Below are 25,147 nucleotides of genomic sequence, written 5' to 3'. Positions count from 1 at the left end.
GGTTTTGCTTTGCAGAAAATATAACTACTCAAAAATTGATCGGCAGGCGAGAACTTTGCTGGTGTTTGCTTGCTTAGTAGGCCATATTTCAAATTGCTTCGCTTGCGTGTCTTGTGTTTTATGCAAAGAATGTCTATAGCGGTTAAAGTCCTAATACGTGCGTTCTTTATGTTTGCTAGGACATCAATATGGTTTTTCGGTACCCTGATACTCGCTTATTAATCAACAATGTGTGGCGCGACGCAGCTGATGGGCGTACACAAGATGTATTCAATCCGGCCACAGGGCTAGTGGTTGGAAAAGTCGCTCATGCCTCAACTGCAGATTTAGATGAAGCTTTGATTGCGGCCCAAAATGGATTTGAGGTATGGCGGACAACGTCTTCTGTCGAACGTCAACGCATCATGCGCGAAGCGGCCTCTTTGTTGCGTCAGCGTGCTGATGACATTGCTCGTATCATGACGATTGAGCAAGGTAAACCAGTGGCAGAAGCCAAGGTTGAAGTGCTCAATTGCGCGAATATGACGGAGTGGTTTGCCGACGAAGGTCGCCGTGTCTATGGCCGCATCGTGCCAGGTGCTAATACAGCTAGCCACCAAATGGTGATTAAGCAACCAATCGGCCCAGTGGCTGCTTTTACACCTTGGAACTTTCCCCTAAACCAAGTCACACGCAAGCTTGGTCCTGCATTGGCAACAGGCTGTTCTTTTTTGTGTAAAGCGCCTGAAGAAACCCCAGCGTCACCTGCTGCATTTTTGCAATGTTTTGTTGATGCGGGAATTCCTGAAGGTGTGATTGGCTTGGTCTATGGTAACCCTGCCGACATCTCCGAATATTTAATTGCTAGTCCCGTGATTCGCTTTGTGACCTTCACTGGTTCAACTCCAGTTGGCAAGCAGCTTGCTGCCAAAGCAGGTGAGCACATGAAGAAAGTGGTGATGGAGTTGGGGGGGCATGCTCCAGTAATCGTGGCAGAAGATGCCGATGTTGATCTGGCTGTCAAAGCCATCGGCATGGCCAAATACCGCAATGCAGGGCAAATCTGTATCGCGCCAACCCGCTTCTTGGTGCACGAATCCTTGACTAAGGCATTCCAGAACGCGTACGTTAGCTATTCTGAAAGCTTGAAGGTCGGAGATGGTTTGGCTGCTGATACCAAAATCGGCCCATTAGCGAACGATCGACGCTTGTCCGCGATGGAAAAAATCATTGCTGACATCAAAGTCAAGGGCGGCGATATCGTCACTGGTGGCTACCGTGTGGGGGATGTGGGTAACTTCTTTGCACCGACTTTGGTGGTCGAACCTGCCAAGGATTCGATGTTGTTCAATGAAGAGCCGTTTGGCCCGATTGCTGGTTTACGAAGCTTCAAACAGCTAGACGAAGCCATCAATGAAGCCAACCGTTTGAGTTTTGGCCTCTCGGCCTATGCGTTTACGCGCTCGTTCAAGAACGTGCACACACTTGCTGATCGCGTGGAAACAGGCATGTTGTGGATCAACCAACCCGCCACACCATCGGCTGAGTTCCCATTTGGTGGTGTGAAGGACTCTGGCCTAGGCACCGAGGGCGGTCACGAGGCTTTGGAAGAGCACCTGATCAGCAAGGCGGTCGCGATTACGGGCATTTAAGTGCATGCAGTGAGGCAGTTTTTCACATGCTGATTTCACCGGAGTCGGCTTGGTGCGCTGAAGCCTTGCAGATTCACTTTCACTGCGATGATCAAGAATGCCACCGGTATGAGCGCCGGTGGCATTTTTCTTTTCGATTTGAATTCTCCCCAATTGCGTTGCTGTGTGTCGAAAAATCCGCAACTCGCTCTAAGATATCCTCTTTTTAAAAAGAAAAAAAGGATCCCTATGGGAGAGCGTGTGTTGGTGATTTTGGGTCACCCTGATGGTAAGAGCTTATGTGCCAGTTTGGGCAAGGCCTATGTGGAGGGGGCAGAGTCTGCAGGGCGTGAGGTCCGCTGGCTGGAAGTGGGGCGCCTGGATTTTGATCCGATTCTGCATCATGGCTACCGCAAAGTGCAACCGCTGGAATCTGATTTGCTACTCGCACAGGAGCTGATCACTTGGGCCACTCACATCGTGTTGGTGTACCCCACTTGGTGGGGTGGCATGCCTGCAATTCTCAAGGGATTTTTTGATCGGGTGTTTTTACCGGGATTTGCTTACCAATATCGTAACAACTCGCCATTTTGGGACAAGTTGCTGAAGGGAAAAACCGCACATATTCTCGTCACGATGGATACGCCTCCTTGGTATTACCGACTGGTCAATCGCGCTCCTGGACATAATCAAACGCGTCGAACGATTCTGGAGTTCACTGGAATTCGTGTTAGAAAAATCACGACGTTCAGCCCGGTACGTTATGCCGATAGCGCGAAGCTCGCCAAGTGGCTTGAAAAAGCCAAGCGTTTAGGGCGCAATGGTTGAGAGGTAGTGAGGGGAGCTCGGTAGAGGTCAGCGCATCCGTGGCATACGTTGCTGGCATTACATAGATGGCGGCAAATACTGTTAAGTCTTAACGGGGGGTAGTAGCCCTTCAGGGACGAAATTTGTAAAGGTGATTAGACCAGCCTTTTCGTACCGCATTGATTCTGGGGGGCGGATTGAGGAAGCTGCATCGGAAATGCTGGTTTCTGTGTTCTGCCGGATGAAAGAAGACGGAAACAATAGCCGTTGTTCCATTCGCCACCGTAATGGACCGTGATATGGTTCGTGGTTGATTTTTTTCGAAGCGGTATCCACATGGCACTCAACGCCACCATTTATAAAGCCACCTTACACATTGCCGACAACGATCGGCATTACTATGGCAGTCATTCGTTGACTGTGGCTAGGCATCCATCAGAAACCGATGAGCGTTTGATGATTCGGCTGCTCGCATTTGCCTTGCACGCAAATGCAGAGGATCGTCTGACGCTAACCAAAGGCTTGAGTGATGTGGACGAACCGGAACTGTGGCAAAAAGACTTGACGGGATCGATTGAAGCTTGGATCGACTTGGGATTACCAGAAGATCGGCGTATTCTCAAAGCGTGTGGTAAAGCGGAGCAGGTGTGGCTCTATGCATATGGGCGCACGCAATCCATCTGGTGGAAGGCAACAGAGGGAAAGGTTGCTAAAGCCCGGAATTTGCATGTGCGGTCAGTTGATACGCAGGCCAGCCAAGCCTTAGCGGTCTTGGCTGAGCGCAATATGGAACTGCACTTCAATGTGCAGGACGGAATTGTTTATGTGAGTAGTAACAAAGGCGATGTGACCGTCTCTTTGGATGTTTTACGCCCTTGAGCGCGTTACTTAGATTGGCTTGGAGAAGGCCAGATATAACAAGGCAATGCCAAGTACCAAGGTCAGAGGGATCCCTAGCCCCAACCAAGATGGGGGCAGAACCATTGGATTTTGTTGCCAAAGACGTGCGGTGCGCGCTTGAAATATTGCTAACACCACAAGCAGTGCGGCGCAACTAAGCTTGATAAAGACCCAATGCATGTGCCACCAGCCCGCCACCACGGTCATGTAGATGCCCGCAATTAGGGCCAGTGTCATCACCGGCATCACCCACCATAGGCAGATGTTGCGTGCAATGAGCGCTATGCGTGAATTGAATATGTACTGCTGTTCTGCAGGGGCAGACATATCACGAGTGCGAAGTAACACACCACATACCAAAAGACCAAGCAGCCACGCGATGGCGACGAATATGTGCAACGATTTGAAGAGCATGTAAAACATGGCGCGCATCTTACGCGGCAAAATAGTTCCTTTTCTTTTGGCCTGGAGAAATGTGCCAATGGCTAAGGAGTACGCATGAAAGTGACCGCCTTGAATCTTTACCCCGTGAAGTCGATGGGGGCCATTGTTGTGGATCATGCGCAAGTGGGAATGCAGGGCTTTGTGGGCGATAGAGAGTGGCTAGTTGCTGATATGTCTGGGCGCTTCATCACTGCACGTGAGGTCGAGAGTCTGTTGTTGTGGCAGCCGGAGTTGACCGATACAGGGCTGCGCTTAAGGGCCCCTAATGGGCGTGCTTGTGTTGTGCACCGCGCAGATTATCAGGAGCTTGCCAACGTGATCGTTTGGAAAGACCAGTTCCAAGCCTATAGCGGCCCCGCTGAGACTGATGCTTGGCTGAGTGATCAAATGGGAATGCCGTGCCGTCTGTTTTATGTAGGCGCGGCTCCGCACCGCACTTTGGCAGCCAATGGGGGGGGAACCTTGTCGTTCGCTGATGGCGCCCCTTACCTCTTGACCTCCGAGGTATCTTTGAATGCCCTCAATCAGGCACTGCAGTCCCCTGTCAGTATGCGGCGATTTCGCGCCAATATCGTGGTGGACGGACTGGAACCTTATGCCGAAGACAAATGGAAAGATGTGCAGATAGGCGGGGTTCTGCTGACGGGCTTCAAACCGTGCGGACGGTGCAAGATTGTAAATCTCGACCCAGGCACGGCCCAGTTATCGCCAGAGAAAGAGCCTTTGAAAACTTTGGCGAAAACACATCAACTGGCCCAAGGCGCATGCTTTGGCATGAACTTCTATGCACGAAGTGTAGGGCGCATCCAAGTGGGAGATCACGTTCAGTTGCAGACTTGATAAGTCCTAAGGCCTGCGTGACAGTTGGCGCTGTGCAGGCGTTGGAGGAGCGGTAAATGCTGGCATTAAGCTAGGCTGCTCTTCCTTCGATTGCTGCCTTTTATCGATTATTGCCTGTTCCAGGGCTGAAGCCATAGACAGTGATTGCATGGTCGTGAACAGTCCAGCCGCGCTCTTCTGCAATTTCTTTAAGGCGACGCTCAATCTCTGCGTCGTAGAACTCCTCAACTTTGCCAGTAGCCGTGCAGACCATGTGGTCATGCGGCTGCCCTTCGTTGAGTTCGTAGACCGCCTTGCCGCTTTCGAAGTTACGGCGATCCAAGATGCCGGCTTGTTCAAACTGCGTCAAAACGCGGTAAACCGTAGCCAAGCCGATGTCGGATCGCTCATCGAGCAAAATCCGGTAGACATCTTCTGCCGTCATGTGCCGTTGCTTGGCTTTCTGGAAAATTTCCAGAATTTTGAGCCGAGGCAGAGTCGCTTTCAAGCCCGTGCTTTTGAGTTCCTCTATGTTGTTTGTCATTTCAGTTCAGTCCCCATCCAAGAAGCCAGCCAGTGAAGGCTCGGTAAGGCAGTCACGCTGCCGCTACAATGCCCCGATCATAACTTTTTATCACGGGGCTTTTGCAAGCAATGTACCAAAGATCGATTTGTGGTTTGCTGATGGGGGTTGCTGTGCTGTCGGCAGGTGTGCTGGCTGGCTGCAGCAGCATTGACCGCTCCAGCCATCGGCTGGTCAATGCGATTACGCCGTATCAAATTGAAGTTGTGCAAGGCAACTTCGTCTCGAATGAACAGGTTCAGGCGCTCAAACCAGGAATGTCCCACGAACAGGTGCGCGATATTTTGGGCTCACCGTTGGTTACCAGCGTTTTTCATGCAGACCGCTGGGACTATGTGTTCACCATCAAGCGTAAAGGCTTGACGTTTGAGGAGAAAAAGCTCACTGTCTTTTTCAGTGGATTTGTGATGGAACGCGTCGAGGGCGATGAAATGCCTTCTGAGAGTGAGTTTGTGGCTATTCTTGGCGCTCAAAACAACAAACCCAAAATTCCAAAACTTGAAGCAACGCCAGAGCAGCTTGAGCGCTTCGCTCCGGCAAAAAAAGCAGAATCTGGTGCGGATGCCAGCGATTCAGATGCACAGCCAGCTGTTCAGCCGCGTGGTAGTTACCCTCCGCTTGAGTAGCACATAAGGTTTCTCCCCCCCCCACCAAGTCATGGCGTTGCTTGGAACAGCACAGCCTGCTTGAGCATGTCAAGGCCGCTATGCCCTATGCGAAGGTCTTGTGTTTGATGATTAGTAAAGAGTGAAATGACTACAGCAGCTTCCGTGAAAATTGCCATTGCAGGTGCCAGCGGCCGGATGGGCCATATGTTGATAGAAACCATTTTGCAAGGTGGCCGCCACCAACTTAGCGGGGCGTTTGATCGCACAGGTTCCCCTCAGATTGGAATGGATGCTGGCGCTTTCCTGGGTCGTGAAACGGGCGTATTGATTACAGATTCGATTGAACAAGGCTTGACCGGCGCAGATGTGTTGATTGACTTCACCCGGCCCGAAGGAACGTTGGCGCATTTGCAGGTGTGCGATGCTCTGGGTGTTAAGACGGTCATTGGAACAACTGGATTTGATGAGGAGCAAAAAGCGCAATTGGCTCAATGCTCCCAGCGCCAAGCGATTGTTTTCTCGCCCAATATGAGTGTGGGCGTGAATGTGACTTTCAAATTGCTGGAAATGGCTGCTAAGGCGCTTTCAACAGGTTATGACATTGAGGTCATCGAGGCACACCATCGGCATAAAGTGGATGCACCATCAGGCACTGCTCTCAAAATGGGAGAGGTGATCGCGAGTGCTTTAGGGCGTGACTTGAAAGACTGCGCAGTCTATGAGCGTTATGGCCATACCGGGGAGCGAGATCCGTCTAGCATTGGTTTTGCCACGATTCGTGGTGGCGATATCGTGGGCGACCATACTGTGCTCTTTGCTGGCACTGGTGAGCGTATAGAAATCAGCCACAAATCATCTAGCCGAGCCGGTTATGCGCAAGGGAGTATCCGCGCAGCCGAGTTTCTGGCATCACAAAAGACGGGGTTGTTTGATATGTTTGATGTGCTGGGTTTGCGCGAGTGATCTCACATATCAGATAGATGTGCAGTGTGCCTAAAACGCATTTCGACAAAAACCACAATGGCCTTCTTCAAGGCCATTTTTCTTTCTTGCAAAACTCACTATTTTCTGTCTGATTGAAATTTTGGTGTGATAGGGAATGTCCCGCTGGTCATCCAAATACGGAGCGACTTACGATCAAGCTCTATTCACAACGAGGAGAGGAGCAAGACATGTGGAAAAAATTCTCAGTTTTATTGGCGCTGTGCATGTGGCTTGGAGTAACGTTTGCTGCGGTCGATGCAAACAAAGCCACTGCGCAAGAATTGACCCAAGTCAAAGGAATTGGAGAGGCCACGGCCGAGCGGATTGTGCAAGAGCGCAGCAGTGGAGCTTTCCGCGATTGGGGTGATTTGATTGGACGTGTCAAAGGCATTGGTGCATCCAAAGCCAAGAGTCTTTCTGATGGCGGTTTGACCGTAGAAGGGGTCAGCTACACGAGTAGTACGACCGACACGAAGAAAGAGTCAGACGTGAAGAAAGAGGTTAAGGACAAAAAGTAAGCGTGCCCTCACGCAATGGCTTGACTTGTTTATCAAGCTAAGCCGTTTTGATTGCGTTCAACGTGTGACAGGAACAGGCCCTTGGGCATACAGCCAAGGCTTATCCATGGCCCACGTTGGCGCTAAATGTAATGCAGTATCGCGTGCCCATGCGGACGCGCCGCTCATGTGAAAAATTTTTCCATTGCGCAAGGACTGGCGTTGCACTTTAGCGCAGCGCAATGCCCGGATTTGTGCGAAATGTGCAATTGCCGCCGTTAAATCGTCGGGATTTTGCGCGATGCTTTGCTGTAACTGCTCTGCATCTTCAATCGCCATAGCCGCACCTTGAGCGAGAAAGGGCACCATGGGATGGGCCGCATCGCCAACAAAAACAGTGCGGCCGGAAGTGATGTCTTCTGCCGAGCGTATGGGTTTGCAAATGCTCAATGGCCATTCGGTCCATCGTGCTCCATGTGTGGGTTGTCCGTGAGCCTGGAGGGCAAGAAACAGATCATGCAATTCGTGGTGGATAGGTTTTTTGCGCGTCAAGCTCTCTAAGGTCGCTTGCATGTCTGCAGGGCCCCGTTGCGTTGGCCTTTGCAGCAGCTTTTCAGAGACGATCAGGACAACGTTGAGCCATTCATTCCGAAGCACGGGGTAGATGACCACATGCATGTGTTTGCCAAGCCATGCACAGACCGCGTTGCTGCGCAGGCGCTCGGGGAGTGCGGATTGCTTGATTGTGCCGCGAAAGGCTGTCATGCCGCTGGGAGTGGCGGGTTCTTTGGAGAGAATGCGAGTCTTCAGCGTACTGAAAACACCGTCAGCGGCAATCAGTGCGTCCGCATCTACCTGCCCTTTCCAACCATGGGGGCCATTGACATCGACTGTGATGGTGTTGTCCTGGCTGTTGGCGTCAATAGCTTCATACCCATTCGCACAGGAAAGAAAGGCGGATTGTTTAGCTCGATCAAGCAAAATTTTGTGCAAGTCTGCGCGCAGAAAGGTGGCGTATGGCGCACCATAACGTTCTACGCTGCGAGCGCCCAGTAGAACTTGCCCCAACGTTTGCCCATCGTGTAAATCTCGTGCCATGAGTGCATTGGGTAAGCTGCAGTATTCGCGTAGATCATCTTCGAGCCCCCATGCTCGTAAGCATCGCCATGCATTTGGACCAATTTGCAGCCCGGCACCGACTTCTGAGAAGTTGGACTGACGTTCAATCAACTTGATGGTGTGGCCCTGCATGGACAGGGCAATGCTGGCGCTCAAGCCTGCGATGCCGCCGCCAGCAATCAGAAAAGAGTACGCGTGACCCATGTGAGGAGGTGTGAATGCATGCATGCCAACATGGCATATGGGCATTTCTGCTGTTTATATGACAGCCAGAACTATACGCGTAGTTAAAGACCAAGAAAGGCTGCTGCAGCCTGGGTACGTGTTTGAAGCGCGCTTAAGCAAATATCACCGTTGTAAATTACCACATCAGCACTGGCCAGACGATCTTGGCGTGAAGCTTGACTTTGGATGATGCGCTCAATCTCGGCCTGCTCGAGCTGAGAGCGCTGTTGCACGCGACGAATTTGCAATTCGACAGGGCAATCTATGATCACGACCTGCCCCAGTCTGGCCCGCCAGTGGCCAGATTCGACGAGAAGGGGAATATCGAGCACTACATGGCTGTGGCCTTGATCAGAAGCGTTTTTGATGGCCTGCTCGATGGTGGAGAAAATCATGGGGTGCAAAATCCCCTCAAGCCTTTTTTTCTCAGCAGGAGAGTGAAACACATACGCGCGCATGTGCTCACGGTGTAATGCCCCCTCAGGAGTAATAAAACTGCTTCCAAACGCTTGGGCAATGAGAGGGATAGCTGCGCCTCCTGCAGCTGTTAGTGCGCGCGAAAGCTGATCTGCATCAATGATGGCTGCCTTGGTGTGCTGCAGGAGCAGTTGGGCGACTGTGCTTTTTCCGCTGCCAATACCTCCTGTCAATCCAATCAGGCGGGGTGGGTGCGAGTGGCGAGGGGCACAAGGCATAGAGTCGGTATTATGTATTGGGTCAGTGCATTCCCAGCAGGGTATTGAGCCAGCGGTTGATGGTGTCGGTGCCCACCATCAAAACGAATAGGCCAGCGCCTCCAAGGAAGGGGCCAAAGGGCATGTAGCCGCCTTCGCGTAAACGGTTGGTGAGTTTCAGTGCGATGCCTATGACTGCACCCAGAACCGAAGACACCAGCACAATGGGCAAAATCGCCCAGACTCCAAGCCATGCTCCCAATGCAGCGAGCAGCTTGAAGTCTCCATTGCCCATACCATCTTTGCCCGTAACCAGCTTGAAAAGCAAGCAAACAGACCATAGTGACAAGTAACCCACGATGGCACCGAGAACGGATTGTGCAAGAGGCACATTAATGACGCCTAGCCAAGCTGCCAAAATGCCTGCCCAAAGCAAGGGCAGGGTCATGTCATCAGGCAATAAGGTCGTGTCCCAGTCAATCATGACTAAGGCAATGATGACAGCGCAAAAGCCGGCCCACGCGGCACCTGTATAACTAAGCCCCCAGCGGTGCCCACAGTATGCGAATGCCAAACCTGTAACGATTTCGACCAAGGGGTAACGCATCCCAATGGGGGTGCCACAGCCTCGGCATTTTCCACGCAGCACGAGGTAGCTGAGCACGGGAATGTTCTCAATGGCTGAAATGGCATGTCCGCACTGACGGCAACGGGATCGTGGAACCATCAGGTTAAAGCGCGGCACTTCTTCTTGCGATACCTCTTCGAGCTGAAGCCCTTGTTCTCGCAGGAATGCGATGCTGTCGCGCTTCCAAGCACGCTGCATGATGACCGGAAGGCGGTAGATCACAACATTGAGAAAGCTGCCGACCAGTAAGCCCAATAAGCCCAGCAGTGTGGGCTCAAACCATGTATCGATGACCATTTAGACTACTTGTCCCAACTTGAAGATTGGCAAATACATGGAAACCACAATGCCGCCAATCAATGTGCCCAAGACCACGATGATGATGGGCTCCATTAAAGAGGATAGGCCCTCAACTTTTGTATCCACTTCAGATTCGTAATAGTCAGCTGCTTTGGAGAGCATGTGGTCTAAAGAGCCAGACTCCTCGCCAATAGCTGCCATTTGCAAGACCATGGAGGGGAATGCGTTGGTGTTGCCCATGGCGGCAGTTAAGGCTGTTCCTGTCGCAACCTCTTTTTGAATGTCATCGGTTGCTTTTTTGAATTTGTAGTTACCAGCAGCCCCGCCCACCGCATCTAAGGATTCAACCAAAGGCACTCCAGCTGCAAACATGGTGGACAAGGTCCGTGTCCAGCGCGCGACGCTCGACATTTCGACCAATTCACCAAAAACCGGCAGATTGAGCATCATTTTGTCGACAAAAATCTGAAATTTTTCATTTCGACGCCATGCTTGCAGCAAGAAGTAGCTGCCCGCGCCAAGCACGATCGCGATCAACCAAAACCATTGCACCACAAAGTCGCTGATACCCATCACGATCAGGGTTGGCGCAGGCAATTCTGCACCGAAGTTCATGAACACTTCTTTGAATGCCGGAATCACCCAGAGCATGATCACTGTCAGTACCACTGCCGCCACGACGATCACTGCGACTGGATACATCAAGGCTGATTTCACCTTGGATTTGATGGCCTCGACTTTTTCCATATATGTGGCCAAGCGGTCAAGCAAGTCTTCCAAGATCCCGGCGGCCTCACCCGCTTCTACCAAGTTGCAATACAAGTTGTCAAAGTACAGCGGGTATTTCCTGAAGGCGCCACTGAGTGATGTGCCGGTCTCTACGTCTGCACGGATATTGGCAAGCAACTTGGTAACGCTAGGGTTGGGGTTGCCGCGGCCCACAATATCAAAGGCCTGCAGCAATGGCACGCCTGCGCGCATCATGGTGGCCAATTGGCGGGTGAAGATGGCAATATCACGGCCTTTGATTTTTTTGCCCGCTTTGATGCGGTTTTTCTTGATTTTGGTGGCGTAAATGCCTTGGCGGCGCAGTGTGGCGCGTACCTGGTTTTCGCCCGCAGCAGACATTTCTCCACGCACAATGCGGGCGTTGCGGTCTTTGCCTTCCCAAGAGAAAACGGACAGCTTCGTCCCTTTATTGGATGATTTGGTACTTGCAGTGGAGGTGGCCATAGAAAACTCTTGAAATTATTTAAATGGATTTATTCGTTGGTGACCGCTAACACTTCTTCTAATGAGGTCACGCCGATTTTGACTTTTTGAAGTCCTGATTGACGCAGAGTGCGAACACCCTCACGCTGGGCTTGCTCTTGAATCTCAAGCGCAGAGCCATCGCTGAGGATGATGCGCTGGATTTCTTCGCTGATGGGCATCACTTGGTAAATCCCAACTCGACCTTTATAACCATTGTTGCATGCAGCGCAGCCAACAGGTTTGTAGGGTGTCCATGATCCATCCAAATCATCGTAGGTGAAGCCAGCCTCGATCAGGGCGTCAACAGGAACATCAGCCGGCTCTTTACAGGTATTGCACAAACGCCGTGCCAAACGTTGGGCGGTGATCAAAATCACGCTGGAGGCAATATTGAATGGGGCAATGCCCATATTGCGCAAACGCGTCAGCGTTGTGGGGGCGTCATTGGTGTGCAGTGTTGAGAGCACCATGTGCCCTGTCTGGGCGGCCTTAATTGCAATGTCGGCTGTTTCCAAATCGCGAATCTCACCGACCATGATGATGTCGGGATCTTGACGCAGGAAGGATTTCAGGGCTGCTGAAAAAGTCAAACCCGCTTTGTCATTGACGTTGACCTGATTGACACCTGGCAAATTGATTTCGGATGGGTCTTCTGCTGTTGAGATGTTGACGCCAGGCTTGTTGAGCAGGTTCAGGCAGGAATAAAGCGAGACGGTCTTACCTGAGCCTGTTGGTCCTGTCACCAGTACCATGCCATAAGGCCGCTCAATGGCAGTCAGCAGGCGCTCTTTTTCGATAGGTTCATAACCCAAGGCATCAATACCAACCTTGGCGTTGCTGGAGTCCAGAATACGGATAACGATCTTTTCGCCAAATAGCGTGGGCAGCGTGCTAACGCGAAAGTCAATGGACTTGCCAGCGATCCGCATTTTGGTGCGGCCATCTTGTGGAATGCGCTTTTCCGCAATGTCCAGACGAGAGATCACTTTGATGCGAGAGGCCAGTTTTTCTTTGATTGCGGCTGGTGGCGAGGCAATCTCACGTAATTCACCATCAATGCGAAACCGTACGCGGTAGTTGAACTCATAGGGTTCGAAATGCAAATCTGATGCACCCATGCGGTAGGCATCAATGATCATTTTTTGCAGAAACTTGACGACTGGCGCGTCATCCGGCTCGTTTGTGCTGGCGGTGGAATTGCTCTCTTCTTCAGAAATTTCCTCCAGTTCACCAAACTCGAAATCCGAAGATCCTGTGTCTAAAGAGTTGGATTTCGCAATGTTTTCCAGAATGGTGGAAATTTGGTCACTTTTAGCGACCACCCATTCGACAGGAGCTTGCGTTGCAAATTTAATTTTTTCTGCAATATCGCGATTGCTGGGGTCTGCGCTGACAATCAGCAGCCGATTCTGGCGCTTGCCCAGAACGATGACTTTATAGGTGATGCACAGTTTCAGATCCAAAAGATTCTGAGGCAAACGCATGGCATCAATGGCATCAAGGTCCACGTAGGGGACGGCAAACACCTCCGATAGCGTTTGCGCCACTGCTGCGCTGGAGACCACCTTGGTCTCTAACGCAACCTCCAGAAACTCACGCCCTTCTGTCTTGCCTTTTTGTAGAACGGTGTCAACTTGTTCTGCTGTCAACAGCTTGGCGGCCACTAATGCACGAGCAACAGTGGGAATGGGCAGAGCTGTGGAGGCTTTTTTAGCAATATCTTCGGTGGCCATGGACGTTTTCTAGCGGGAAAGCAGTACTTTAAATGCCGGTGCCTGCGCGGCTTAGTGCGTGGTTGCAAGCTGGCATGCGATTTTTAGCATGTGTAGCATAGGAGATACCGCTTGGTGTTGACTGCAATGCAGAGATGTCTGAGTGGGCTGCTTGGTCGCTTCTCGTATTTAGCAATCAGTGGTTATTCATTATGCCTCTGTCGCAAGGGAGATTCTATACATGTGGTTACGAATATCGCTCTAACGCGTTACTTGATCGTCAACGATGATCAAGTAACGTGGCGCATCACATATTGCATGTCGCCCCCAACCAGGGAGGGACGTCAACGTTATTGGCCTTTGCATGTGGGCTGTCATGCACGAGAACAGGATTTGAAGTGGTCAAAAGATGCGGTCTCTAGTGTGCAAATTTGCCCGGCTGTGTCAACTACCTTCATATCAAGGCTGGCCAGCACTTCTCCGATGCGGGTAATGCCAACACCTAACTCCTGTCCCAATTCCGTCAAGTAGGCGCGAAAACCTGGGTGGGCAGTAAACAGCAATTCATAGTCATCGCCTCCGGCCATGGCAAAGGCGATTTTTTGGGTTTCGGTCCATGCACTGGTCTCCGCGCTCATCCATAAACGTGGGGCGGTGCTGAGTAGGGCGTTGCCATTAATACGGGCCCCCACCTGAGATGCTTTGAGCAAGTGACCCAAATCACCTCGCAGACCATCACTGAGGTCCATGGCACTGCTGGCGACGCCGCGCAAATGGTGGCCAATCGCGAGGCGTGGTGTAGGGGCTTCCAGCCTGCGAATCAGATGGTCGCGCAAAGGCTTGTTGTTGCATTCCCAACGCTTTTCCAGCAGATGCAGGCCTGCACGGGCTTCCCCAATGGCTCCGGTGACATAAATGTCGTGTCCGACTTTGGCGCCACTGCGCAGCAATGCTTGGTCTTGTGGGATTTGTCCGAAGACCGTGATGCTGATGGTCAGTGGCCCACTCGTGGTGTCGCCTCCAACGAGTGGGCATGCACTGTGCTGTGCTAGGGCGAGCATGCCTTTGGAAAAGGGGTCGAGCCAACTCTCGTCAACCTTGGGCAGTGCCAATGCCAGGGTAAAGCCAAGTGGGGTAGCGCCACAGGCGGCTAAATCACTCAGATTGGTGGCCAGTGCTTTGTGGCCCAGCCGGTAGGGATCGGTGTCCGCAAAAAAGTGGCGGCCTTCTACCATCATGTCGCTAGAAACCAGCAACTGGGCATTGGGTGCAGGTTGTAAAACGGCGCAGTCATCACCAATGCCTACATGGACGGCGGGTGTGTAAAGCGCCTTGGCAGGTTGCGTGAAGAAGCGGTCAATCAGGTCAAATTCACCCATGTCAAGCTCGTGGTGTTGAAGAGTCAAATCTGTATGTCTTGATAAGGCGTTCCGCCTAGACCGCAATGCGGTTGCGCGCGCCTTCACTAATGCAGCACGCGTGCTTCTTGGTTGGGGCTGTGGATTTCAGCTACGTTGTCTTGCGCCGTGGTGTTGAATTCAAATGGGGCGATTGCGCACTCGAAGACATCCCCTTCGTCGGTGACGCAGAGATAGTGCCCACGCATTTGACCCTGCGGTGTTTGCAAGGCGCAGCCGCTGGTGTATTCGTAGGTTTCTCCAGGCTCCAGCAGCGGTTGTTCGCCAACGATGCCCAGCCCTCGCACTTGTTCTGTGCGGTTGTTGGCATCTTCAATCCACCAGTGGCGGGCGATGATTTGCGCCGCTTGTGCGCCTTGGTTGGTAATGCGCACCGTATAGGCAAAGCGATATTGACTTTGGGCCGGGCTCGATTGGTGCGGCAAATAGTGGGTGTGCACGTCAACGTGAAGTGTGGGGTGTTGCATGGTCTGCATGGTAGCGCGTCTCACGAATCAGGATGGGCGGCTGTCGGTTGATTCTGGCATTTTTTGCGACAATGGCGCCCTATGAGCCAAAACCAACGCCCCCACTACCGCATTGCCCCTTCGATCTTGTCCGCCGACTTTGCCCGCTTGGGTGAAGAGGTGAAAAGCGTCATTGACGCTGGAGCCGACTGGATTCACTTCGACGTGATGGACAACCATTACGTGCCCAACCTAACTTTCGGGCCCATGGTTTGTAAAGCACTACGCCCTTACGCCAAAAAGGCGGATGGTACGGCTGTTCCCATTGATGTGCATTTGATGATATCGCCTGTGGATGCATTGGCTGCTGAGTTTGCCGATGCAGGTGCGGATTTGATCAGCTTTCACCCAGATGCCAGCGCCCATGTGCACCGCAGCGTTCAGGCTATCAAGGCCAAAGGCTGTCAGGTGGGCTTGGTGTTCAATCCGGCGACACCGTTGGATGTGCTCGATTGGGTAATTGATGATTTGGATTTGATTCTGATCATGAGCGTCAATCCTGGCTTTGGCGGACAGAGTTTCATTGACTCCGCTCTACGCAAACTCGAGCAGGCCCGCAAACGCATTGATGCGACAGGCAAAGACATTCGTTTGGAGATCGATGGCGGCGTCAAAGTCGGCAATATCCGCCAAATTGCTGATGCAGGCGCAGATACTTTTGTGGCAGGCAGCGCTATTTTCAATACACCAGACTACCAAGCCGTGATTGCACAAATGCGCGCAGAATTGGCGTGATCTTTGGGGGCAGGGCTGTCTGAGGCGCCCCTCAAAAGAGGTTTTACGGCATTTTGGGGCTATTCAGCAGTGGCTTTTGAGCCAGCTGCACAAGGGGCTGGTCGGGCTTTCAAAACCATGGATGGCGCTGAAATGGTTTTCCTCGTTCTGGCGCAGCAGCGTGCCGGTATTGCCTGCAGATTGCCATTGCGACAAAAACGAGGTCGATTGGCGCTCAAACTCGCTGCTTTCCAATCCGCCCCATGTCAGCAGCACTGGTGCTGTGCATGGACGGCAGCCAAACATCGGCGAGTTGCGCTGAATCACGCCTTCATTGAGTTGCAGCATGGGCTGTAAATAGCTAAAGCGCAGTGGGGCAATGTCGAAAATACCGCTGACCAGCAGCCCAGCATGCAGGGGCTGTGCTTTCAGGCCGTAGTCCGCTTTCCAATCGGTTTGCAGGCACATGGCGGCCAGATGCGCCCCGGCGGAATGCCCTGCAATGGTGATGCGGTTGGCGTCGCCGTTGTATTGTGCAATGTTGCGCACTACCCAGGCTACGGCGGCTCGGGCTTGTCGGGTGATTTCGTCAATGGTGACTTTGGGGCATAACGAGTAGTCGATGGACACGACCGTCATGCCCAACGCACAGGGCCCTAGGGCAATGCCACTGAAATCAGCCGCACTCAAGGCGCGCCAGTAGCCGCCGTGAATGAACACCAGCACAGGTGCGCCCGGCTGCTGCGCAGGAAAGATATCTAGCGTTTCATCCAGTGTTGGGCCATAAGGCACCTTCGCGATGTAGTCTAGGCTGGCGCGTGCGTGTTGCGCTTGCTTGGTGTAATGCTCCATGATGGCGTTGTTGTCCAGGCCAAGGGATGGGTTGTATGCCTCATCAATGGCCGCCTGCGTGGTGAAGTTTCTGTACAAAGTGGGCATGCTGTCAGTAATGCAGTTAGACAAGAGGAAGAGCTTTTATACGCCAACGTAGCGTTGCCATAGCGCAGGCTGTTGTGCCAAGGTCTGCGATGGGCCTTGCCAGACGACTTGACCGCGCTCAATGATCGAGTGCTGGTCGGCCAGTGCAATGAGGCGCTGTACGTACTTGTCTATCACCAAGATGGTTTGCCCGTGGGCGCGCAAGTTGCTCAGGCATTGCCAGATTTCTTCTCGGATTAAGGGTGCCAAGCCTTCTGTGGCTTCATCCAGAATCAGCAGGTAAGGGTTGGTCATCAATGCTCGGCCTATCGCCAGCATTTGCTGCTCTCCACCCGACAGTTGGTTGCCCATGTGCCGGTGGCGCTCTTGCAGACGCGGGAATAAGGTGTAAACACGTTCCAGCGTCCAAGGCTGTGGATGTTGGTTGCGGTTGGCGGAAAACGCGAGCAGGTTCTCGCGCACGCTGAGGTTGGGAAAGATCTGTCGGCCTTCAGGAACAACGGCCATGCCCATACGGGCAATGCGATCCGGGCGGAGATGTTCAATGCGTTCTCCGCGAAAACGGATGCTGCCATTGCGTGCCGGGGTCAGACCCAAGATGGAGCGCACGGTGGTGGTTTTGCCCATTCCATTGCGGCCGAGCAACGTGGCAACTTGTCCTGCTGTGATGTGCAAGTCCATTCCGAACAGCACTTGGCTGGCGCCATAGGCCGTATCAAGCTGTTGCACTTCGAGCAAGCTGCTCATGCCGTAGCTCCTTGCTGGTGCACGTTCTGAGTTTCGTTTCCCCCGTCGCTGTCGCCTAAGTAGGCTTGCTGCACATCAGGATGCTTGCGAATGGTGTCTGGCGTGCCTGTCGCAATGACTTTGCCAAAGACCAAAGCGGAAATGCGATCGGCGAGTTGGAAAACAGCATCCATATCATGCTCCACTAGCACCATGGTGGTGTGGCTTTTCAAGGTCAATAGCAATTGCACCATACGCTGAGATTCTTCAGCGCCCATGCCGGCCATGGGTTCATCCAGCAGCATCAAGCGAGGTCGCAAGGCCAGCACCATGCCGATTTCCAGTTGACGCTGCTCACCGTGTGACAGTGCGCCTGCTTGGGATTGAATTTTGGAGCTCAGCCCCACTTGGTCTGCCAGTGCCCTGGCTTGTTCGTACCGCGGCGCATCGGAGCGTGCCGAACGGAAGAACCGCATGCTGCTGCCGTTTTTGCTTTGCAACGCCAGTGCCAAGTTATCAAGTACAGACAGCCGCTGGAAGATACTGGTGATTTGGTAGGAGCGCGCCAAACCAGCACGGGCGCGTTGGTGCATGGGCATCGCGGTAATCTCTTGCCCGGCAAAAACAATGCGGCCAGCGTCGGGCGGCAATGCCCCTGACAATTGGTGAATCAGAGTGGTTTTACCTGCGCCGTTGGGGCCAATGAGTGCGTGCAGTTCACCTTGCTCAACCGACAAATTGGCGTGGTCGGTGGCCATCAACCCGCCAAACTGTTTAACAAGACCATGAACTTGGAGAATCGCTGTCATGTCCGCCCCTTGGTGGTACGCTGGTGCCAGCGTGTTGGCAAGCTCAAGATCCCATTGGGTGCGACCAGTACAACCGTCAGCAACACCGCTCCCAGATAGAACTGCCAATGGATGGTGTAGGCCACCAGTACCTCTTCCATCAACAAGAAAGCAGCAGCCCCCACCAAGCCCCCATACAAGTAACCAACGCCACCGAGAATCACCATGATCAGCAGCATGCCAGACTGACTCCACTGCATGGCCGCCGGACTGACGTAGCCCGATTGGTTGGCCAGTAGGGCTCCTGCTAGCGCAGCCAGTGCACCGGCCAGCACAAAGGCGGTGAGTTGGTAGCGGTAGACGGCGTAGCCCAGCGCCTGCATGCGCGTCTCATTTTCTCGAATACCTTGCAGGGCATGGCCAAAACGGGCATTGAGCAGCTTGGCCAGACCGGCAAACACCAGTGCAAACAATGCCACTACGACGTAGTAAAAGTGGATGTCGTTGCTCAAGTCCAGCCCTAAGCCGATGTTTGAGCGCTGCATCAGCGACAAGCCATCTTCTCCGCCATAGGGTTTGAGGGAGACCATAAGATAAAACAGCATTTGTGCGAAGGCCAGCGTGATCATGATGAAGTACACGCCGCGTGTGCGCAGGCTGATGGCGCCCATGAAGGCAGCGAAAATGGCTCCCATCAACATGGACAGGGGCCAACTGAGCCATGCAGACGTAATGCCCGATTGCATCAAGATGCCCACGGTGTAGGCGCCAATGCCGATGAATGCGGCATGCCCAAAACTGACCATGCCGCCAAACCCTAAGATCAAATTCAAACTGGTCGCCGCCAATGCAAAAATCAGGATACGACTGACCACGCCAATGTAGAAATCATGGCCCGTGGCTTGCAGCAACCAAGGCAGTACAAGCAAAGCGATCAGCGTCACGCAAGAGGGTATAACGCGTAACTGATGGTCAAGCAGGCTGTGGTGGGCAGACATGGCTTAGCCTTTTGCGGGGAAAAGCCCGTTGGGTTTGAAAAAAAGTACGGCGGCCATGAGCACGTAAATCATCAATGAGGCCACGGCTGGACCAGCATTGGCTGCCATGTCGGGGGCCATGATCTGGCGGAAAAAAACAGGAATGAGCGTGCGCCCAGCGGTATCTACCAACCCCACCAGCAAGGCGCCCAGCAGCGCGCCGCGAATGGAGCCAATGCCGCCAATGACAATCACCACAAAGGCCAGAATGAGAATGCTCTCGCCCATGCCGACTTGCACTGAGAGCAGTGGCCCCAGCATGCCTCCGGCTAAGGCGCACAGGGCCGCGCCAAACGCAAACAAGGCACTGAATAACCAACGGACATTGGCGCCCATGGCCAATGCCATCTCGCGGTTGGATGCACCTGCGCGCACCTGCATACCGAGGCGGGTGCGGGTGATCAGCAGGTACAGCAAACCGGCAACCAATAGCCCCACCGCAATAATAAACAGCCGGTAGGCAGGGTACGCAAAGCCGGGAAACAACTCGATCGGGCCAGCTAAAGCTGCAGGGGGGGAGAGTTGAATGGGCTGCGGGCCCCACACCATGCGGACCGCTTCATTGGCCATCAGCAAAATGGCAAAGGTGCCCATGACTTGAGATAGATGGTCACGTTTGTAGAGCCGAGCGATCACCGTGGCTTCCAGTACAAGACCAATCAGTGCTGTGGCCACTATGCCGCCTGCCAAACCCAGCCAAAAAGAACCTGAGGCCGTGGCGATGGAGGCGATCAAGTACGCCCCGATCATGTACAGCGAGCCGTGGGCGAGGTTGATCATGTCCATGATGCCAAAGACCAGAGTCAGGCCTGCGGCGAGCAAGAACAGCATCAGACCAAACTGCAATCCGTTGAGCAATTGCTCCAAGAGCAGGATCGTATTCATGGGGGGAGACGGAAACAATGAAAAAAAGAGGGTGTGCGCAAGAGGCCATCAAAATCGCACCTGCACAGGGTAAGCGCAGGCACATGCTCTGGTGTGTACTGCTGCAGCGGGGCATGGAAGCCGCGTGCAGCGTGTTATTTGGCGGCGCAGCAGCCCTTATGCAGGGCTGCTGCGAGGTATCACATCTTGCAGGCGCTGGCGTACGCGTCCGCATGGTTTTCAAACACCGTGCCAATGAGCTTGTTGGTCACACGGCCTTGGGCATCTTTGATCACTTCGCGCAGGTAGTAGTTTTGAATGGGGTAGTGGTTGGTGTTGAATTTGAAAGGCCCGCGTACCGATTCAAACTGCGCCGCTTGCAATGCCTGGCCAATCGCTTCTTTGTTTTTCAAGTCCCCTCCAACGGCCTGTACAGCAGAGCCAATGAGCTGGGCCGCGTCGTAGCCTTGCGCTGCGTATAGCGTTGGCAGGCGGCCATATTCTTTCTGGAAGTCGGCGACAAAACGCTGGTTAGCGGCATTGTCCAAATCGTGTGCCCACAACGAGGAGTTGAACATGCCCACCATTGGTTCGCCCACGGCGGTGATGACGTCTTCATCGGCAGAGAAACCGGGGCCAAACAAAGTCATGTCCTTGCCCAAACCAGCCCCGTTGAATTGCTTGATGAAGTTGATGCCCAGCCCGCCGGGCAGGAAGATATAAACCGCATCAGCGCCTGACGCACGCATTTGCGAGAGCTCTGCCCCGTAGTCCAACTGCTGCAGTGGTGTGTAAGCTTCCATCGCCACTTCGCCCTTGTAGTAGCGTTTGAAGCCTGCCAAAGCATCTTTGCCAGCTGGGTAGTTCGGGGCGAGCAGGGCGACTTTTTTGAAGCCCCTGTCTTGTACGGTTTGACCGACCGCTTCGTGCAGATTGTCGTTTTGGTACGAGGCACTGAAAAAGTAGGGGGTGCACTGCGCGCCAGCCAATTGGGAAGGTCCCGCGTTGGAGCTGATGTAGTAGGTTTTGTTGGCAAACACCGGTGGTGCAATAGCCAGCATGATGTTGGAAAACACCACGCCCGTCATGAAATCCACTTTGTCGCGTTTGAGCAGGCGGTCGGTGGTTTGTTTGGCCGCATCGGGGCTTTGCTGGTCATCCACCACAATGACGTTGGCTTTGATTCCGCCCAAAAGTCCGTTGTGTTGTTTGACGGCTAAATTGAATCCATCGCGCGTATCAATACCCAGTGCAGCACCGGGGCCCGATAAGGTGCTGAGCAGGCCAATCTTGACTTCGCTGGCGGCATGGACGGTTTGCGTTGCACACAGGGCGGCAACGGCTGCCAGCACGGCAGGGGCAAGGGCGCGGTGGAGGGGATGCATGCTCAAAGACTCCTTGTAGTGAAGAACAGTTGGATGGTGCGTGAGGCGGGAGATTACCAGCATGCAAGCAAATCGAGGGCCAATTTGCTTTGATTGCGCGTGAAAAGGACAAAAAATGCGTTGTTTATTGCGCAGCGGCAGGGTCAATGTGGCGCTGCGAGGCCTTCAGGCATGGGAATGCGCTGTAAGCCCAGTGCGGGGTGCAGGGACGCCAAACGTTGCACATGGGCCAGTAGCGATAACCGCGCCACAGGCCAAAGCGCTGGCGGTGTATCCGCGTAAGCGGTGGCCAGCCAATCCTCTACCGTGCCTTGAGGTGCTTGTTCAATTGCGCGCAGTACTTTGGTTTCGCGTCGCAAGCGGTGCGCTTTGAGCTGGGCGATTACTTCGGGGGCGCAGTCGAGCACGTGGCCATGAGCAGGCAGGATGAAGCTGATGTCCCATCGCTGGCATGCGAGAGAGAGTTGGTCAAGTGAATCCAGAAAGTCCTGCATGCCCCCGTCTGGCGGGATGACCACTGTTGTGGAACCACCCAGAATATGGTCGCCACTGAAGAGTAGGCCGTCTTCTTGCAAGACAAAGCACAGATGGTTTGCCGCGTGGCCTGGGGTGTGTAAGGCGTGCAGTGTATGGGTAATGGAGTCGCCATTGGCACGCTGCCCTTGCAGTTGCACCGTATCTCCGGTACGCAGTTCATGGTCGGGCGTGAACTGGCTGTCTTGCCGCGCAAAGGGGCCAGAGGACATGCCGTAAATACCGGGCACGGCATGCCCACAACCTTGCACCATCGCTTGCAAGGGCGCTGCGCCGGGTGAGTGGTCGGGGTGCGAGTGCGTGCAGACAATGTGGCGGATATCTCCTCCCGTGTGTTGCATGATGCGCTGCAGATGCTGGGGCTCTATTGGGCCGGGGTCCATCACGATGAAGCCGGTGCTGGGCTCACCAATCAAGTAAGTGTTGGTTCCAGGGCCGGTCATCATGCCAGCGTTGGGGGCCGTGAGGCGCTGGATATGGCGCAGCAATGGCACAGGCCGCTCGTGTTGCCATGCGATGTCGTGTGCGGGTTCACCGTTTGGGCACACCAGGTGCAATTCACCAAAGCCAGGCTCATGCTCCATCAGTCGGATTTCTTGTCCCTGCGAAAAGCCTACCCGTGGGCAACTGGGGGGCATGACTGGGCCGTTTTGGCACGCCTGCAATAGCGCATCTGCACTGCGATAGAGGGCCAGTTGCTCCAGTGTGCGAATGGTCGGGTACACCAGCAGCATGTGGCCTGCTGCATGCTGTTCCAGCGCTTGTGCGGGTGTCAGCCAGAGCGCATCGAACTGCTCCGCTCCATCGGCCACCGCTATTTGGTCTGATGGTGCGTGAGCAACCAAAAATGGTACGTCAAAGCGACGGGGGTAATCGCGATCGGTGATCCAGTGGGCAAAAGGGTAGATGCCATCCAGAGCCAAATGCCAGCCATGGTGGTGCAACTGCGCAAGCAATGGCCCACTGCGGTCAAGGTGGGCTTGTTCCAACATCGTGCGATTCACCATGTTGCCTTCGGTATCGCGTGCGAACAGCAGGCCTAACTCTTCAAAGCATTCACGGGCCGCCGCTGCGGCCAATGTGGCGTTGTTCAGCGAGGCTGCTGGGCGAAATTGCCCTTGTTGCGCCAGTGCGGCATCGTCTGTTTCCAGCCGGCCACCGGGAAAAACATACGCGTTGGGCACAAAGCGTGCTTGGGCTGAGCGGCGTGAAAGCAAGACTTCCATGCCGCCTTGTTCTCGATCACGCACCACAATCAAGGTCACGGCAGGTTCTGGCGTGACAGGCGATAGGCTTGGGTGGAGAAAGGTGTCAGGGCGAATCATGCAGGTGACCAAGGCTACAAAGGACTGACTCTTATACCAGCCTACGCGCAAGTATGCTGTCGTTTCTGGCACTGGCGCAAGATCCCAAACGAGCCAGTGGGCGCAGTCAACCACGTGCCTTGGGACTCCCCTAAAATGGTGCCATCTACGCTATCGAACAGAGGACCCTCGCCATGACTGAGCCATTACTGATTGCGAAAAATCAGGATACCGATTGTGTATTGTTACCTGCATTGGCTAACCGCCACGGGTTGATTACGGGGGCTACCGGAACGGGTAAAACGGTGACTTTGCAGGCCATGGCAGAACAGTTCTCGCGAATTGGCGTGCCTGTGTTTTTGGCTGATGTGAAGGGCGATCTCTCTGGTATCAGTCAGGCCGGCAGCATTGGCGAGAAGATGGCCGCCACTTTGGCCCAGCGCGGTATTGACCAGCCAGCCCCTTATGCCGCGCCAACCATGTTTTGGGATGTGTTTGGCAAAAGTGGGCACCCGGTGCGGGCGACAGTGTCTGACATGGGCCCTTTGTTGCTGGCGCGCATGATGGGCTTGAACGAGACCCAAAGCGGCATTCTTAATATCGTGTTCAAAGTGGCCGACGACAGTGGTCTGTTGATTCTCGATATGAAGGACTTGCGAGCCATGCTGCAGCACGTGGCAGACAATGCATCTGAATACCGTACCACGTACGGCAATATCAGTGCCGCCAGCGTTGGGGCGATTCAACGTGCGCTGTTGCAGATTGAGCAAGAGGGGGGCGACTTATTCTTTGGCGAGCCCATGTTGGACATTGCAGATTTCATGCAAACGGACGCCAATGGCCACGGCTATATCAATATTTTGGCGGCAGACCAGTTGATGAATGCACCGCGCTTGTATGCCACGTTCTTGCTGTGGATGCTTTCAGAGCTGTTTGAGCATCTGCCAGAAATTGGTGACCCTGAAAAACCCAAACTGGTGTTCTTTTTTGATGAGGCGCATTTGCTTTTCAATGATGCCCCTAAAGCCTTGCTTGAGCGTATTGAGCTGGTGGTGCGACTGATTCGCTCCAAAGGGGTCGGTGTCTATTTTGTGACGCAAAACCCTACCGATATTCCGGACACCGTCCTGGCGCAGTTGGGCAACCGTGTGCAGCACGCTTTGCGCGCTTTTACGCCCCGTGACCAAAAGGCGGTTAAGGCCACCGCGCAGACCATGCGACCCAAACCCGGTTTGGATATTGAGCAAGCCATTACCGAGTTGGCTGTGGGCGAAGCCCTCGTCAGCTTTTTGGATACCAAGGGCAGCCCTGGTATTACCGAGCGTGCTTTTGTGGCACCACCCGGCAGTCAGATTGGCCCCATCACTGCCGAGCAGCGCCAACAACTGATGCAAAAATCATTGGTTGCTGGCGTTTATGAGAAGGTGGTGGATCGCGAGTCCGCTTATGAAGTGTTGGCAGCGCGTGCCAATGACAAAATGGAGCAGGCGCAAACCCAGTCGCAAGAAAGCAGTGGACTGGGTGGTATGGTTAATGACTTTTTGTTTGGTACCACGGGCCCTCGCGGCGGCAAAAAAGATGGTTTGGTGCAATCGGTCCTCAAATCCACCGTACGCACGCAGGCTAACCGCATGGGGCGCGAGTTGCTGCGCGGTGTTTTAGGTGGATTGCTCGGTGGTGGTAAATCGCGCAAATAAATCGTCAACTCGGCTTGGTGCATTGGGCGCTCTTGCGTGGTCACTCGCGTGGTTTTTGTCGGTTCAGGCCT

25 protein-coding genes are annotated in these 25,147 nt (G+C 53.7%); 9 read left to right on the top strand and 16 right to left on the bottom strand.

Translation table 11 applies throughout. The features are described 5' to 3' along the window. Positions 1-188 precede the first annotated feature (188 nt). The 3 genes from E9531_RS11120 (at position 189) to E9531_RS11110 (ending at position 3,296) form a co-directional block, all read left to right on the top strand. On the top strand, positions 189-1,631 hold the full coding sequence (locus E9531_RS11120) for an NAD-dependent succinate-semialdehyde dehydrogenase (protein ID WP_136573830.1): 1,443 nt from the start codon (positions 189-191) through the stop codon (positions 1,629-1,631). Between the two features lie 87 nt (positions 1,632-1,718). Continuing rightward, positions 1,719-2,438 carry an NAD(P)H-dependent oxidoreductase gene (locus E9531_RS11115; protein WP_342210859.1) on the top strand — a complete coding sequence of 240 codons (720 nt, stop codon included), beginning with the start codon at positions 1,719-1,721 and terminating at the stop codon, positions 2,436-2,438. Positions 2,439-2,753: 315 nt separating this feature from the next. After that, positions 2,754-3,296 (top strand): YaeQ family protein, encoded by a 543-nt coding sequence (locus E9531_RS11110; RefSeq protein WP_136573829.1) that lies wholly within the window; start codon positions 2,754-2,756, stop codon positions 3,294-3,296. 9 nt (positions 3,297-3,305) lie between these two features. Here E9531_RS11110 and E9531_RS11105 read toward each other — a convergent pair whose 3' ends face one another. Beyond that, the gene (locus E9531_RS11105) at positions 3,306-3,740 is read right to left on the bottom strand and encodes a hypothetical protein (protein ID WP_158291768.1); all 435 of its coding nucleotides are present in this window, start codon (positions 3,738-3,740) and stop codon (positions 3,306-3,308) included. Between the two features lie 75 nt (positions 3,741-3,815). Between E9531_RS11105 and E9531_RS11100 the strand changes: the two genes are divergently transcribed. Continuing rightward, positions 3,816-4,601 (top strand): MOSC domain-containing protein, encoded by a 786-nt coding sequence (locus tag E9531_RS11100; RefSeq protein WP_136573827.1) that lies wholly within the window; start codon positions 3,816-3,818, stop codon positions 4,599-4,601. A 100-nt stretch (positions 4,602-4,701) separates the two neighbouring features. Here E9531_RS11100 and fur read toward each other — a convergent pair whose 3' ends face one another. Next, positions 4,702-5,124 (bottom strand): ferric iron uptake transcriptional regulator, encoded by a 423-nt coding sequence (gene fur / locus E9531_RS11095; RefSeq protein WP_136573826.1) that lies wholly within the window; start codon positions 5,122-5,124, stop codon positions 4,702-4,704. 110 nt (positions 5,125-5,234) lie between these two features. Between fur and E9531_RS11090 the strand changes: the two genes are divergently transcribed. From E9531_RS11090 to E9531_RS11080, 3 genes are all read left to right on the top strand, one after another. Beyond that, positions 5,235-5,789 (top strand): outer membrane protein assembly factor BamE, encoded by a 555-nt coding sequence (locus tag E9531_RS11090; RefSeq protein WP_136573825.1) that lies wholly within the window; start codon positions 5,235-5,237, stop codon positions 5,787-5,789. 126 nt (positions 5,790-5,915) lie between these two features. Further along, entirely contained in the window at positions 5,916-6,734 is an 819-nt protein-coding gene (dapB, locus tag E9531_RS11085) for a 4-hydroxy-tetrahydrodipicolinate reductase (RefSeq protein ID WP_136573824.1), read from the top strand. Positions 6,735-6,943: 209 nt separating this feature from the next. Then, entirely contained in the window at positions 6,944-7,273 is a 330-nt protein-coding gene (locus E9531_RS11080) for a ComEA family DNA-binding protein (protein WP_136573823.1), read from the top strand. A gap of 57 nt (positions 7,274-7,330) precedes the next feature. Here E9531_RS11080 and E9531_RS11075 read toward each other — a convergent pair whose 3' ends face one another. From E9531_RS11075 to apaG, 7 genes are all read right to left on the bottom strand, one after another. Then, positions 7,331-8,575 (bottom strand): FAD-dependent monooxygenase, encoded by a 1,245-nt coding sequence (locus E9531_RS11075; RefSeq protein ID WP_158291767.1) that lies wholly within the window; start codon positions 8,573-8,575, stop codon positions 7,331-7,333. A gap of 83 nt (positions 8,576-8,658) precedes the next feature. After that, positions 8,659-9,291, bottom strand: a complete 633-nt coding sequence (gene coaE, locus E9531_RS11070) for a dephospho-CoA kinase (RefSeq protein WP_136573821.1) — start codon at positions 9,289-9,291, stop codon at positions 8,659-8,661. A gap of 22 nt (positions 9,292-9,313) precedes the next feature. Next, positions 9,314-10,195, bottom strand: a complete 882-nt coding sequence (locus tag E9531_RS11065; protein WP_136573820.1) for a prepilin peptidase — start codon at positions 10,193-10,195, stop codon at positions 9,314-9,316. Continuing rightward, entirely contained in the window at positions 10,196-11,431 is a 1,236-nt protein-coding gene (locus tag E9531_RS11060) for a type II secretion system F family protein (protein ID WP_136573819.1), read from the bottom strand. It lies immediately after the preceding gene. A gap of 29 nt (positions 11,432-11,460) precedes the next feature. Next, positions 11,461-13,185 carry a type IV-A pilus assembly ATPase PilB gene (gene pilB, locus E9531_RS11055; RefSeq protein ID WP_136573818.1) on the bottom strand — a complete coding sequence of 575 codons (1,725 nt, stop codon included), beginning with the start codon at positions 13,183-13,185 and terminating at the stop codon, positions 11,461-11,463. 353 nt (positions 13,186-13,538) lie between these two features. Then, complete coding sequence (gene thiL, locus E9531_RS11050) at positions 13,539-14,543, bottom strand: thiamine-phosphate kinase (protein WP_136573817.1); 1,005 nt, start codon at positions 14,541-14,543, stop codon at positions 13,539-13,541. 86 nt (positions 14,544-14,629) lie between these two features. Continuing rightward, on the bottom strand, positions 14,630-15,049 hold the full coding sequence (gene apaG / locus E9531_RS11045; protein WP_136573816.1) for a Co2+/Mg2+ efflux protein ApaG: 420 nt from the start codon (positions 15,047-15,049) through the stop codon (positions 14,630-14,632). 81 nt (positions 15,050-15,130) lie between these two features. On the opposite strand from apaG, the gene rpe reads away from it, so the two are divergent. Continuing rightward, positions 15,131-15,823 carry a ribulose-phosphate 3-epimerase gene (gene rpe / locus E9531_RS11040; protein ID WP_136573815.1) on the top strand — a complete coding sequence of 231 codons (693 nt, stop codon included), beginning with the start codon at positions 15,131-15,133 and terminating at the stop codon, positions 15,821-15,823. A 63-nt stretch (positions 15,824-15,886) separates the two neighbouring features. Here the strand turns inward: rpe and E9531_RS11035 are convergent, their stop codons facing one another. From E9531_RS11035 to E9531_RS11005, 7 genes are all read right to left on the bottom strand, one after another. After that, positions 15,887-16,741 carry an alpha/beta hydrolase gene (locus E9531_RS11035; protein WP_136573814.1) on the bottom strand — a complete coding sequence of 285 codons (855 nt, stop codon included), beginning with the start codon at positions 16,739-16,741 and terminating at the stop codon, positions 15,887-15,889. Between the two features lie 36 nt (positions 16,742-16,777). After that, entirely contained in the window at positions 16,778-17,488 is a 711-nt protein-coding gene (locus E9531_RS11030) for an ABC transporter ATP-binding protein (protein WP_136573813.1), read from the bottom strand. After that, a complete protein-coding gene (locus E9531_RS11025; protein ID WP_136573812.1) occupies positions 17,485-18,276 on the bottom strand; it encodes an ABC transporter ATP-binding protein in 792 nt (263 codons plus the stop codon). Before E9531_RS11025 ends, E9531_RS11030 begins: the two co-directional genes overlap by 4 nt. After that, the gene (locus E9531_RS11020) at positions 18,273-19,253 is read right to left on the bottom strand and encodes a branched-chain amino acid ABC transporter permease (RefSeq protein ID WP_136573811.1); all 981 of its coding nucleotides are present in this window, start codon (positions 19,251-19,253) and stop codon (positions 18,273-18,275) included. The genes E9531_RS11025 and E9531_RS11020 overlap by 4 nt, the downstream gene beginning before the upstream one ends. A 3-nt stretch (positions 19,254-19,256) precedes the next feature. Continuing rightward, positions 19,257-20,177, bottom strand: coding sequence for a branched-chain amino acid ABC transporter permease (locus tag E9531_RS11015; RefSeq protein WP_136573810.1), 921 nt, complete (start codon positions 20,175-20,177; stop codon positions 19,257-19,259). A 179-nt stretch (positions 20,178-20,356) separates the two neighbouring features. Continuing rightward, positions 20,357-21,541: an ABC transporter substrate-binding protein gene (locus E9531_RS11010; protein WP_136573809.1), complete on the bottom strand. Its 1,185-nt coding sequence runs from the start codon at positions 21,539-21,541 to the stop codon at positions 20,357-20,359. 143 nt (positions 21,542-21,684) lie between these two features. Further along, positions 21,685-23,472, bottom strand: a complete 1,788-nt coding sequence (locus E9531_RS11005; RefSeq protein WP_342210858.1) for an MBL fold metallo-hydrolase — start codon at positions 23,470-23,472, stop codon at positions 21,685-21,687. Between the two features lie 101 nt (positions 23,473-23,573). On the opposite strand from E9531_RS11005, the gene E9531_RS11000 reads away from it, so the two are divergent. Next, positions 23,574-25,076 (top strand): helicase HerA-like C-terminal domain-containing protein, encoded by a 1,503-nt coding sequence (locus E9531_RS11000; RefSeq protein ID WP_136573808.1) that lies wholly within the window; start codon positions 23,574-23,576, stop codon positions 25,074-25,076. Positions 25,077-25,147 lie beyond the last annotated feature (71 nt).

Source organism: Lampropedia puyangensis (assembly GCF_004833285.1).
GTDB classification, from domain to species: Bacteria; Pseudomonadota; Gammaproteobacteria; order Burkholderiales; family Burkholderiaceae_C; genus Lampropedia; species Lampropedia puyangensis.
This window is presented reverse-complemented; position numbering and strand designations above follow the sequence as displayed.

Bases quoted from the DNA above. Each gene is read 5' to 3' on its own strand.
- E9531_RS11120 (WP_136573830.1), top strand. From the start codon at position 189: ATGGTTTTTCGGTACCCTGATACTCGCTTATTAATCAACAATGTGTGG.
- E9531_RS11115 (WP_342210859.1), top strand. From the start codon at position 1,719: ATGATCAAGAATGCCACCGGTATGAGCGCCGGTGGCATTTTTCTTTTC.
- E9531_RS11110 (WP_136573829.1), top strand. From the start codon at position 2,754: ATGGCACTCAACGCCACCATTTATAAAGCCACCTTACACATTGCCGAC.
- E9531_RS11105 (WP_158291768.1), bottom strand. From the start codon at position 3,740: ATGTTTTACATGCTCTTCAAATCGTTGCACATATTCGTCGCCATCGCG.
- E9531_RS11100 (WP_136573827.1), top strand. From the start codon at position 3,816: ATGAAAGTGACCGCCTTGAATCTTTACCCCGTGAAGTCGATGGGGGCC.
- fur (WP_136573826.1), bottom strand. From the start codon at position 5,124: ATGACAAACAACATAGAGGAACTCAAAAGCACGGGCTTGAAAGCGACT.
- E9531_RS11090 (WP_136573825.1), top strand. From the start codon at position 5,235: ATGTACCAAAGATCGATTTGTGGTTTGCTGATGGGGGTTGCTGTGCTG.
- dapB (WP_136573824.1), top strand. From the start codon at position 5,916: ATGACTACAGCAGCTTCCGTGAAAATTGCCATTGCAGGTGCCAGCGGC.
- E9531_RS11080 (WP_136573823.1), top strand. From the start codon at position 6,944: ATGTGGAAAAAATTCTCAGTTTTATTGGCGCTGTGCATGTGGCTTGGA.
- E9531_RS11075 (WP_158291767.1), bottom strand. From the start codon at position 8,575: ATGGGTCACGCGTACTCTTTTCTGATTGCTGGCGGCGGCATCGCAGGC.
- coaE (WP_136573821.1), bottom strand. From the start codon at position 9,291: ATGCCTTGTGCCCCTCGCCACTCGCACCCACCCCGCCTGATTGGATTG.
- E9531_RS11065 (WP_136573820.1), bottom strand. From the start codon at position 10,195: ATGGTCATCGATACATGGTTTGAGCCCACACTGCTGGGCTTATTGGGC.
- E9531_RS11060 (WP_136573819.1), bottom strand. From the start codon at position 11,431: ATGGCCACCTCCACTGCAAGTACCAAATCATCCAATAAAGGGACGAAG.
- pilB (WP_136573818.1), bottom strand. From the start codon at position 13,185: ATGGCCACCGAAGATATTGCTAAAAAAGCCTCCACAGCTCTGCCCATT.
- thiL (WP_136573817.1), bottom strand. From the start codon at position 14,543: ATGGGTGAATTTGACCTGATTGACCGCTTCTTCACGCAACCTGCCAAG.
- apaG (WP_136573816.1), bottom strand. From the start codon at position 15,049: ATGCAACACCCCACACTTCACGTTGACGTGCACACCCACTATTTGCCG.
- rpe (WP_136573815.1), top strand. From the start codon at position 15,131: ATGAGCCAAAACCAACGCCCCCACTACCGCATTGCCCCTTCGATCTTG.
- E9531_RS11035 (WP_136573814.1), bottom strand. From the start codon at position 16,741: ATGCCCACTTTGTACAGAAACTTCACCACGCAGGCGGCCATTGATGAG.
- E9531_RS11030 (WP_136573813.1), bottom strand. From the start codon at position 17,488: ATGAGCAGCTTGCTCGAAGTGCAACAGCTTGATACGGCCTATGGCGCC.
- E9531_RS11025 (WP_136573812.1), bottom strand. From the start codon at position 18,276: ATGACAGCGATTCTCCAAGTTCATGGTCTTGTTAAACAGTTTGGCGGG.
- E9531_RS11020 (WP_136573811.1), bottom strand. From the start codon at position 19,253: ATGTCTGCCCACCACAGCCTGCTTGACCATCAGTTACGCGTTATACCC.
- E9531_RS11015 (WP_136573810.1), bottom strand. From the start codon at position 20,177: ATGAATACGATCCTGCTCTTGGAGCAATTGCTCAACGGATTGCAGTTT.
- E9531_RS11010 (WP_136573809.1), bottom strand. From the start codon at position 21,541: ATGCATCCCCTCCACCGCGCCCTTGCCCCTGCCGTGCTGGCAGCCGTT.
- E9531_RS11000 (WP_136573808.1), top strand. From the start codon at position 23,574: ATGACTGAGCCATTACTGATTGCGAAAAATCAGGATACCGATTGTGTA.